This window comes from Microcoleus sp. BM001215392, from assembly GCF_036700185.1.
GTDB lineage: Bacteria > Cyanobacteriota > Cyanobacteriia > Cyanobacteriales > Microcoleaceae > Microcoleus.
The window spans coordinates 9376-18540 of record NZ_JAUBOJ010000102.1 but is presented as its reverse complement, the minus strand read 5'-3'; the positions used below and the strand labels follow the sequence as shown (position 1 = coordinate 18540).

Sequence of the window (9165 nt, the reverse complement as noted above, 5' to 3'; positions counted from 1 at the left end):
TCCCCCCCTTTTTAAGGGGGGTTAGGGGGGATCGGGGCCTAATCGCCAAAAAGCAGTCTATGAGTAGGTTGGACGTGTTTGCTGACACGGATGGGTAATTCCCAATTCCCAATTCCCAATTCCCAATTCCCAATTTTTATGATTGACAAAGAAGAAGTTCGGAAAGTAGCGAATTTAGCCCGATTGGAATTAACGCCGGAAGAAGAAGAGCAGTTTACTGGTCAACTCAACGGTATTTTGGATTATTTTGAGCAGTTGAGCGAACTGGATACGAGTAAGGTAAAACCGACTACTCGGGCGATCGATGTTAGCAATGTTATGCGATCGGACGATTTGCAACCTTTTGCTAACGGCGAGAGTATTTTGGCTGGTGCTCCCGATCGCGATGGCGAGTTTTTTAAGGTTCCTAAGATTATGTAAGATCGCGTCCGGTCGATTACCATAACAAAACCGAACGCACCGTTCGTTACTTATTGCGGTCAATCGAGCGGACACGATATAAGATGCTTGCAGAACACTTTAATCTCGGCTTCATTCTTCAGTCCCCCTCTGCTCGGACGCAAGTTTGTCTAAACCTGGTTTCAACCGCCGACTGTTGCAACTGTTATGGGGCGGGCTAGGAGCATCGCCCCATAAGAGTTTCCTGCTAAATTCTCACTCCAAAAGATGCGGCTAATTCCCGTTCTGGCTCCATACCAACTGTAGGCGGCATCGATCGACTTGCTACTTGCTCGATCAATTTTAAGTGCTGCGGCAGCATTTTAGCTAAATTGTAACGTTCTAGGACTGTTTGACGCGCCTTGACGCGAAGTTCTGCCATGCGGGTAGGATGGTCTAAAACTTCGTCGATGCGATCGGCTACTTGTTTTGGCGAGAAGTAATCGACTAGCAAACCGTTCTCTCCATCGCGGATAACTTCTCTCACCGGCCCGGTGTCGGAACCGATGACTAAACATCCTGCCGATAGAGATTCAATCATCGACCAAGATAGCACGAAAGGTCTGGTTAAATAAACGTGTACGTCCGATGCTTGAATTACTTTTAAATACAGTCCGTAAGGTAGCGGCCCGACAAAGTGAACTCGCGACATATCTAGCGGCACTTTTTTGAGCATATGGTCTTTGTAAGACTCGCCGTTTGGTAGGGAACGTCCGTAACAAACTCTGTCTGAACCAACAATTACAACGTGACAGTTGGGGCGGCGTTCTTGGACGTAGGCGATCGACTCAATGAACTCTGGAAAGCCACGGTAAGGTTCCATTCCCCGCGATACGTAGGTGACAATTTCATCAACCCCAGACAAATCTAAGTTCGGTAAAATTAGTTGAGCACCGGGGTCTGGTTTGAAGTAATCGGTGTCTACGCCGTCGTGGAGTACGGACAATTTTTGTTGCAATTCTGGCGGAAATTGCGATCGCTGCCAATAAGTAGGCGACAAACCCCAATCGCAAGAGTATAAATCGATCAGAATCGGCGCATTTTTGATTCTAATTCTCGCCATGTCGTCAACACTTAAAGGTTCCGCCGGATCGAAATCTGCATCGGAACCAATGGCGTGATAAAACCACTCGAAATAACACAAAAGTGGCGTATTAGGAAAAGCTTCTTTGACAAACAGTGTCGGCCCCCAACCTGAATGTCCGCAGATCACATCGGGTACGAAACCGTCAGCTTTGAGTTGTTCTGCCATTCTAAATACGGCTTGTCCGTAGATAACGGCACTTTCTAAAGGGCGAACGTATTGGTGAGTCTGCGGGTGGGGTTCGCGGCTGGGCGTAAATGCTGCTTTGCGAACTCCGGGAATGTTCCATTCGGGACGCTCGTTTTTAGTTCCGAAAACAATTTGATTGTTGGGATCTGCGCCTAGAGCCGTGATAATGTGGCGGTATTGAGCGGGGAAGTTGGGATGGAGAAATAATGCTTTCATTTGTCATTTGTCAGTTGTCAGTTGGCAGTTGTTAGTTGTTAGTTGTCATTTGTCATTTGGTAGGGGCGGTGCCCCCGTGCCCGCCCTCTTAGTTGTTAGTTGGAATAAAATATTTAGATTCGGCTAAAAAGCTTAGGTTTTATTCATTGGGGGGTGGCGCTTTGCAAATCCAGACGCAATCTCGCGGTACCGATGATGTGTTTTTCAGGATGATTTCATAGTTTAAATGGTTGAGAAATTTTTCCATAATTGTATCGGTCATTACTGAGAATGCAGTGCCATCTCTGCGTCCTAGCAAGTTTTTGTCCCACTCGCCGGCGAATTTTTGCCATCCTAATTCGCTGATAATATTGCCGTGGTGAAACACGCAAATGCGAGCTCCGCGCAGCAGTTTGGGAATCCGAGTTAGGTAGTTGAATATGTCTACCGGCTCTACGTGTACCATTGTATCGTAGCAAAAACACACATCGGCACAGGCCGGGGCGATGCCGTCTAATGTTAAACCGTCAAGTTTGACGTAGGAAACGCGATCTGTCCCCAAGCGATCTCGCGCGGCTTGCAGCATTTGACTGGAAATATCAGCGCAAATTAGGCGATCGCAATGTTTCAGCAACAGCGAACCAGTTTTTCCGCCGCCGATACCAATTTCTAAAACAGTATGTTCTTTTGTGATGTACGGCGCAATAAATTCCTGTTCGATCAGCGCTTCGTATTCCGCTAAGGAGTTGGCTGCACCCGCACCTTTTCCCACCCATTCATCGCCCAAATAAGCGAGTTCAGGATTATTTTCTTTCCATTCTTGGGCGTAGCTGTCCCAAGCCCCTTCGTAGTCTATTTTAGGCGGTATTATTTCCATTTTTTTAGCTTTTTTAGGTCTCACAATACACAAACAAAAATCACTCGATAGTCCTCCCGGCAAATCCATTAATATTTTCTCAGTCTCCAGCAATAATTTAACAATAGTTTCACTCTTTGGAGAGCCATCTGAAAGTTGACTGTGATCTAACAAAGGGTAAAGTTCGTGAAGCAAACCGCCACCGGCTTGATTCAATACTTCTACATCAAAGTAGAATTTTAAAAAAGGAAGTATCAACTTTGACCGGACAGCTTCAGAAGGATCTTTCGTAAATATTTCCTCAATACTTGGACTGAAAAATATTTCACTTGTTCCCGACCTCAGCCGGAAGTCAAAACATCGATAAATGCGATTGATCGCATCGAGTTGCTTTTCATTGTATATATTATAGCAATCTCCGATGTATTCGTTGACAATAAAATATCCATCGGGTTTTAAACATTTCTGAATTGTTGATAAACATCGTTCTATTTCTTTGACATGATGCAGAGAACCAGAGCAAAAAACAACATCGTATTTTTTGTGTTCATCTAAAACAAATAAATTAAAGTCATCTTGATAAAAATTTATCTTGACTCCCGCTGCTGCGGCATTTTTTTTGGCAATTTCTAAAGAAGTTTCAGAAAAATCAAAGGCATCAATTTGAGTAGCCAATCCTAATTTAGCCATCAGAATCTCGTGATTACCAACTCCGCAACCAACAGACAAAAGATTATCAAACCGTTGATTTTTGAAGAAGCTATTTACTAGCCACGTTAACCAGTAACCTTCTGTTTCTCCACCTGATAGTCGATAATTTACAGCTTTAGAGATAATCGGATTCGATAGCCAGTAACCCTCCTTGGCAAATCCGGCGGTTGGGTTAGATTCCCAAAATTTTTGAGCTGTTAATTTATGGGGATTTTGATGTTGTTTGTTTTCAGAATTTGATAACATACTTTTTTTTACTTGGTAATTGGATTTAAAGTCTATTTTTGGGTAAAATCAGCTTCTGTTAAAATTTGAGGGAAGTGAATCGCTTTAAAATTGTGGTTGCTAGCTATTGCTAGACAAAAAACTTCCTGGGTCGCACACAACACAAAACTCACCCGCAAAAGTGAAAACTCTCTATCTCTAAAACTCTCGCCGCCATCGGCGAACCAAACTTGTTAAAATAAGTTTACCACGATTCGCTTTCCTCGATATTCCCCCCCACAATTTTTCTAAGATTTTGGGTTTTTTATGTCTCAAAATACACAAACAAAAATCACTTGAGAGTCCTGTCGGCAAATCCATTAAGATTGTCTCAATCTCCAGTAATAACTTGACAATTGTTTCACTTTTTGGGTCTCCATCTGAAAGTCGATCGCGATCTAACAAAGGGTACATTTCGTGAAGCAGACCCCCACCGGCTTGATTCAATACTTCTATCTCAAAGTAGAATTTCAAGAAAGGAAGTATCAGCTTTGACCGGATTGCTGTTGAAGGATCTTGGGTAAATACAGTCTCAATGCTTCGACTAGCAAATGTTTCAGTTGTTCCCGACCTTAGCGTACCGTCAAAACATTTGTAAATTCGATCGATCAAATTGAGTTGATTTTCATTGTATATATTGTAGCAATCTCCTATGTATTCATTGACAACAAAATATCCATTGGGCTTTAAACATTTCTGAATTGTTGATAAACATCGTTCTATTTCTTTGACGTGATGTAGCGAACCAGAGCAAAAAACGAGATCGTACTTTTTGTTTTTGTCTATAGTAAATAAATTAAAGTCATCTTGATAAAAATTTATCTTGACTCCCGCTGCGGCCGCATCTTTTCTCGCAATTTCTAAAGAAGTTTCGGATAAGTCAAAGGCGTCTATGTGGCGGGCTAATCCTAGTTTAGCCATCAATATCTCGTGATTCCCGACTCCGCAACCAACAGACAAAAGATTATCGAACCGTTGATTTTTGAAGAAGCTATTTACTAGCCACGTTAACCAGTAACCTTCTGTTTGTCCGCCTGATAGCCGACAATTTACAGCTTTTTCAATAATTGGATTCGACAACCAGTAACCCTGCTTGGAAATTAGGGGATTTAGGTTAGATTCCCGGTTGGTTTGAGCTGTTTGGTGGTCAGAATTTTCATCTTCTACATTAGAGGAATTTGATACCATACTTTTGACCTTTGAATCTTATTAAACTTTTACTTTTTTGCAAAATATGCTTCGCAGAAAATCTCTGCATAAGCTTGAGTCATCTCCTCAAAAGTATTCAGTGAATCCAAGACATATTTAGCATTTTTAGCTAACTGCTGGCGCAATGATTTATCTTCCAATAAGCTCATTAAAGCTGCGACTAATTCCTCCGGGCGATCCGGTGTATAAAACAAACCGTTAATTCCCGGTCTCACTTGTTCCTTAATCCCAAAAACTGGCGATGTAATAATTGGCAAATCGCAGGCCATCGCCTCCAAAATCACTCGCGGAAAACTTTCTACGCGAGAAGTGCAAACAAAAATATCCGCCGCTTTGTAATATTTCCCAGGTTCCCCAGTTTCCGGTACTACTGTCACCCTTTGTCGCAATTCTGGCGGCAATGCGCTTACCATATCGGCTAATTTGTTGCTGTAAATACTCGGGCGATCGCCCACAATAAAACACCTAATCTTATTGTGCCATTTGTCAGGCAAAAGTGAAAGGGCTTGAACTAAATCCTGTTGGCCTTTGCGTTCGCATACTGTTCCCAGCAGCAATAATACAACATCTTCCGCTGCAACTCCGAGACTGTTTCTAGCTTGTTCAGACTTCTCGGAATTTTCTAGTTTGCTCAAATCTAAGCCGTTGTGAATCACTTTAAAATTGTGGTGGCTGTTGAGGGGCAAATATCTATCCCGCGTTGCATCCGCTACAAAAATCACTTTGTAAGGAAAACGGAAACACTCTAAAGCCCTCGCCGCAATCTCCGAACCAAATCGGTTAAAATAAGTTTGCCACGGTTCGCTTTCGTGTACGTTCCACACCACAGGAATGCCGATGTGGTGCGCCGCATCAACTACAAAGAAGTTTTCTAAAGTATTGGCGTAAATTGCATCTACTTTTAAAGTTTCAATTTCCTTGCTAAAACTGCCGATAGCTTCATCGTAAGCATCGCGTTGGTAGATGTGTTCGAGGGGATTGTCGCGCACTATTACTTTAATTCCCTGCTGTTCGTAAGCTTGACGCAGGGGCCCGTCTGTGGTGCAAAGTACGATCGGCAAAATCGCACCCTCAGCCGCCAATTTCACCGCAATTTCGTACTGATGCAGCGGCGCCCCCGTAAAATCCAGCGAATTGCTGCACATCAAAACCTTAATACGATGAATCAGATTCCCCGCTGCTACCAACAAACCAGAATCATTAAATTTTACTTCTTCCTTATCCGTTACATCCGTTACAAAATCCGCTGCCGCACCCTCTTTCTTCATAAAAACCCGTCGGGGTTGAATATGAAAATACTCATCTTCTAAAGACAAATGAGGACTGTAAAAGCTGTCATTCTTTCCCGCATACTTGCGCCTAAAAGCCGCAACTTCCTGAGGATTATCAGTAAAACCTCTCGAAGTTCCCTCTTTGTGCAACAACTCAGCATCGGGACAATATACACAGCGATAACCCCGTTCTAACAATCGATAGCCGTAATCGACATCATTGTAAGCAACAGCAAAATTATCCTCATCAAAGCCGCCCAATTCTAAGAACAATTGACGCAGAGTAATCGTACACGCAGCAGTTACCGCCGAGTAATTTCGCGTTACCATCGCTTGAGAAAGATAGCCTCGATTATCCTTGTCCATCAGCTTAAAAGCGTGACCGGCCAAACCGTGATGCAAGCCGTGAATTACGCCCGCGTGCTGAATTCTGCCGTCGGGATATAACAGCCTCGCACCGACTGCACCCACAGCAGGAATTTGAGCGTATCCCACCATTTGACTCAGCCAGCGCGGGTTAATTACTTCAGTATCGTTGTTCAAAAACAACACGTATTCGCTGTCAACTTTCTCGACAGCGCGGTTGTTTATTGCTGCAAAACTAAACTGATTGCCATGATTTTTAATCCGCAAAACTTGGCAAGTTAATTGCTTTAAATATTCGAGAGTTTTCGGGTCGTCGCTTTCGTTGTCGATGACGGCAATTTGAAAATTTTTGTAGGTGGTATTTTCCAGAGAATCGAGACAAGCTTTCAGCAATTTAAACTGATTTTTAGTCGGCACAATTACTGTTACTGAGGGGCCGTCATCTGGGAAATCCTGGGCAAATATGCCCAAATTTTCTTTAGTAGCCCAGGCGTGCTGAGCAACATTCCCCTTAATTTTTCGGCGGTTTAATGCGTCTTGAATTGCTTTTTGACCTGCGCCAAAACTGGCGGGTTTGGCGGCTCCAGATATGGCTGTAGAACCGGGTGCAGTTCGCCAATGATACAGCACTAGAGGTAGGTGCGCGACGTGGCGACAAATTTCGGTTGCTCTCAAGGCAAAATCGTAATCTTGCGAGCCTTCAAAACCGAGGCGCAAACCGCCTATCTGTTCAAAAATATGTTTTCTGACGGCGCATAAATGACCGAGATACATATAGGAAAGCAGCAGTTCTGGCGACCATTGCGGTTTGAATTGCGGGGCGAAACGATGACCTTTGGTGTCGATTTTGTCGTCGTCGGAGTAGAGAAAATCGGTGGTTGGATGGGTGGCAAAATATAAGGCGACTTCGCCTAAGGCGTCGGGAGTTAGTTCGTCGTCGTTGTCTAAAAACAGGATGATGTCGCCTGTGGCGAGGGCGGCGGCGCTGTTGGTGGCGGCGCTGATGTTGCCGTTTTCGGTACGAAATGTGATGCGAATGCGATCGTCCTTGGCGGCCCAATTTTTCAAAGTGTCAGCAACCGTGGCGTCGGTACTGCGATCGTCAGCGATGCAAAGTTCCCAGTTAGCATAGACTTGAGCGATTACGCTGTCGATCGCACTTTCGAGAAAATCTATCTCCGGGTTGTAAACTGGCATTACCACCGAAATTTTCGGTAGCGCTTCCCCACAGGATTTTAACCGAGAAATCAGGTAATCGCGCGCGCGATCGTTCCACTGGTTCACCTCCAACCAAGCATCATACCTATCAATCGGTTTGGGCACCACAAAACCCGCAGGCGGCAGCAAATCTCCCGGCGCAGTAAACTGTTTTTGTTGTCGGTAAATCTTCCCAAACTGGCGCATCACCTTGACAATTTCCCAAGGCATCGGCACAATTCTACCCAGACGCTGTTTTCTCTCCCTCGCCCGCTGCCGAATTGCCTCTACAAAACTCGAAAACTCCTCAAATTTATCAGCACTTCGCTGCCAAATATGGTAGCGCCGCACGGTCAATATTTGCGGTGCTTGAAAATACAAAATTTCCCCGGTTTCTAACTCAGCTTGCAGAGAAACTTGCCATTCCCCCGGAGGCAAATCGACCAGGGCTTCAAAGCCGCTTTCGGAACTATTAACCCAGTCGGGGAACACTTCGCCGACATCTTTTCGGCGCAAACCGTAGGCGCATTCTACAGAAGTATCGCCGCACAAAAAGCTTAATTTAGCAATTTTGCGATCGTGGTGACAGCACCAACCTGCAAACAAAATTTGACCTTGACGCTGTTCCCATACTACTGGTACATCTAACGATGCTTGAATCGTTGACACCAACAGCGGATAAGCTGCTAAAAAGTGCCATTTACCGCGATCGTCTTGCGCTTCCAGCACCACTTCATGCCGTCCGGCAGGTGCTGACAATTCAATCGTAAAACCCGCTTTAATCGCCGCCGCAATATTAGAGTGTGCTAGGGCTATATCGTTTCTTTCGATACCGTAAACGCCCGAAAAAATTTTATCATTAATTCTGGCACGCACTGCCTTAATCTCATTTTTTGTGTTAAATACCCAGCCCACAATTAGGAGATTAGAATCGCTAATTTGCCAAGTAGTGGGTCGATCTAACGAAAAAATATATTTTGGGAATAAATCACGGATTCGGCGCTTAAAACCCCACATATTTTCTCGGATTTGCCACCAGTCAGAAGACTTGATTGCCTCAATTTCTGCCCGCACTCTTTCTGTTTCCTGGCGCGATTTTTCTAAGTCTTCCCGACTTTCATTTAATTTTTCCTGAGTTTGACTCTGTATTGTTTCCAACCACACTAACTCAGCTAACTTTTGCTCCAACTTAAATTCTTTTTCTTCGTATTTTACCTGACTTTTCCCTAATTCTGCTTCTAATTCCAAGACTTTTGCTAAAGCTGTTTGAAATTGCGATTCTTTTCCAGCAAGCTGTACCTGAGTTTGTCCTAATTCTGTTTCTAATCCGAGCAGTTTTACTAAAGCTTCTTGAAATTGAGATTCTTTGCCGGCAAGTTGTACCT

The 9165-nt window shown here is 44.0% G+C and carries 4 protein-coding genes and 1 pseudogene; 1 reads left to right on the top strand and 4 read right to left on the bottom strand.

Annotated features, from left to right (window positions below; translation table 11 throughout):
* Positions 1–138 precede the first annotated feature (138 nt).
* A complete protein-coding gene (gatC, locus tag QT974_RS13515; protein ID WP_293128462.1) occupies positions 139–420 on the top strand; it encodes an Asp-tRNA(Asn)/Glu-tRNA(Gln) amidotransferase subunit GatC in 282 nt (93 codons plus the stop codon).
* Between the two features lie 226 nt (positions 421–646).
* Here the strand turns inward: gatC and QT974_RS13510 are convergent, their stop codons facing one another.
* The 4 genes and pseudogenes from QT974_RS13510 to QT974_RS13495 form a co-directional block, all read right to left on the bottom strand.
* Positions 647–1927 (bottom strand): glycosyltransferase family 4 protein, encoded by a 1281-nt coding sequence (locus QT974_RS13510; protein WP_333468986.1) that lies wholly within the window; start codon positions 1925–1927, stop codon positions 647–649.
* Between the two features lie 139 nt (positions 1928–2066).
* A pseudogene (locus tag QT974_RS13505) lies at positions 2067–3665 on the bottom strand (class I SAM-dependent methyltransferase); the annotation flags it as partial.
* Between the two features lie 231 nt (positions 3666–3896).
* A complete protein-coding gene (locus QT974_RS13500; RefSeq protein ID WP_333468985.1) occupies positions 3897–4925 on the bottom strand; it encodes a class I SAM-dependent methyltransferase in 1029 nt (342 codons plus the stop codon).
* A 29-nt stretch (positions 4926–4954) separates the two neighbouring features.
* Positions 4955–9165, bottom strand: a 4211-nt coding sequence (locus tag QT974_RS13495) for a glycosyltransferase (protein WP_333468984.1), incomplete at its 5' end; no start/stop codon positions are given.

Excerpts from the sequence above, each read along its gene's own strand:
- QT974_RS13510 (WP_333468986.1), bottom strand. The coding sequence starts at position 1,927 with ATGAAAGCATTATTTCTCCATCCCAACTTCCCCGCTCAATACCGCCAC.
- gatC (WP_293128462.1), top strand. The coding sequence starts at position 139 with ATGATTGACAAAGAAGAAGTTCGGAAAGTAGCGAATTTAGCCCGATTG.
- QT974_RS13500 (WP_333468985.1), bottom strand. The coding sequence starts at position 4,925 with ATGGTATCAAATTCCTCTAATGTAGAAGATGAAAATTCTGACCACCAA.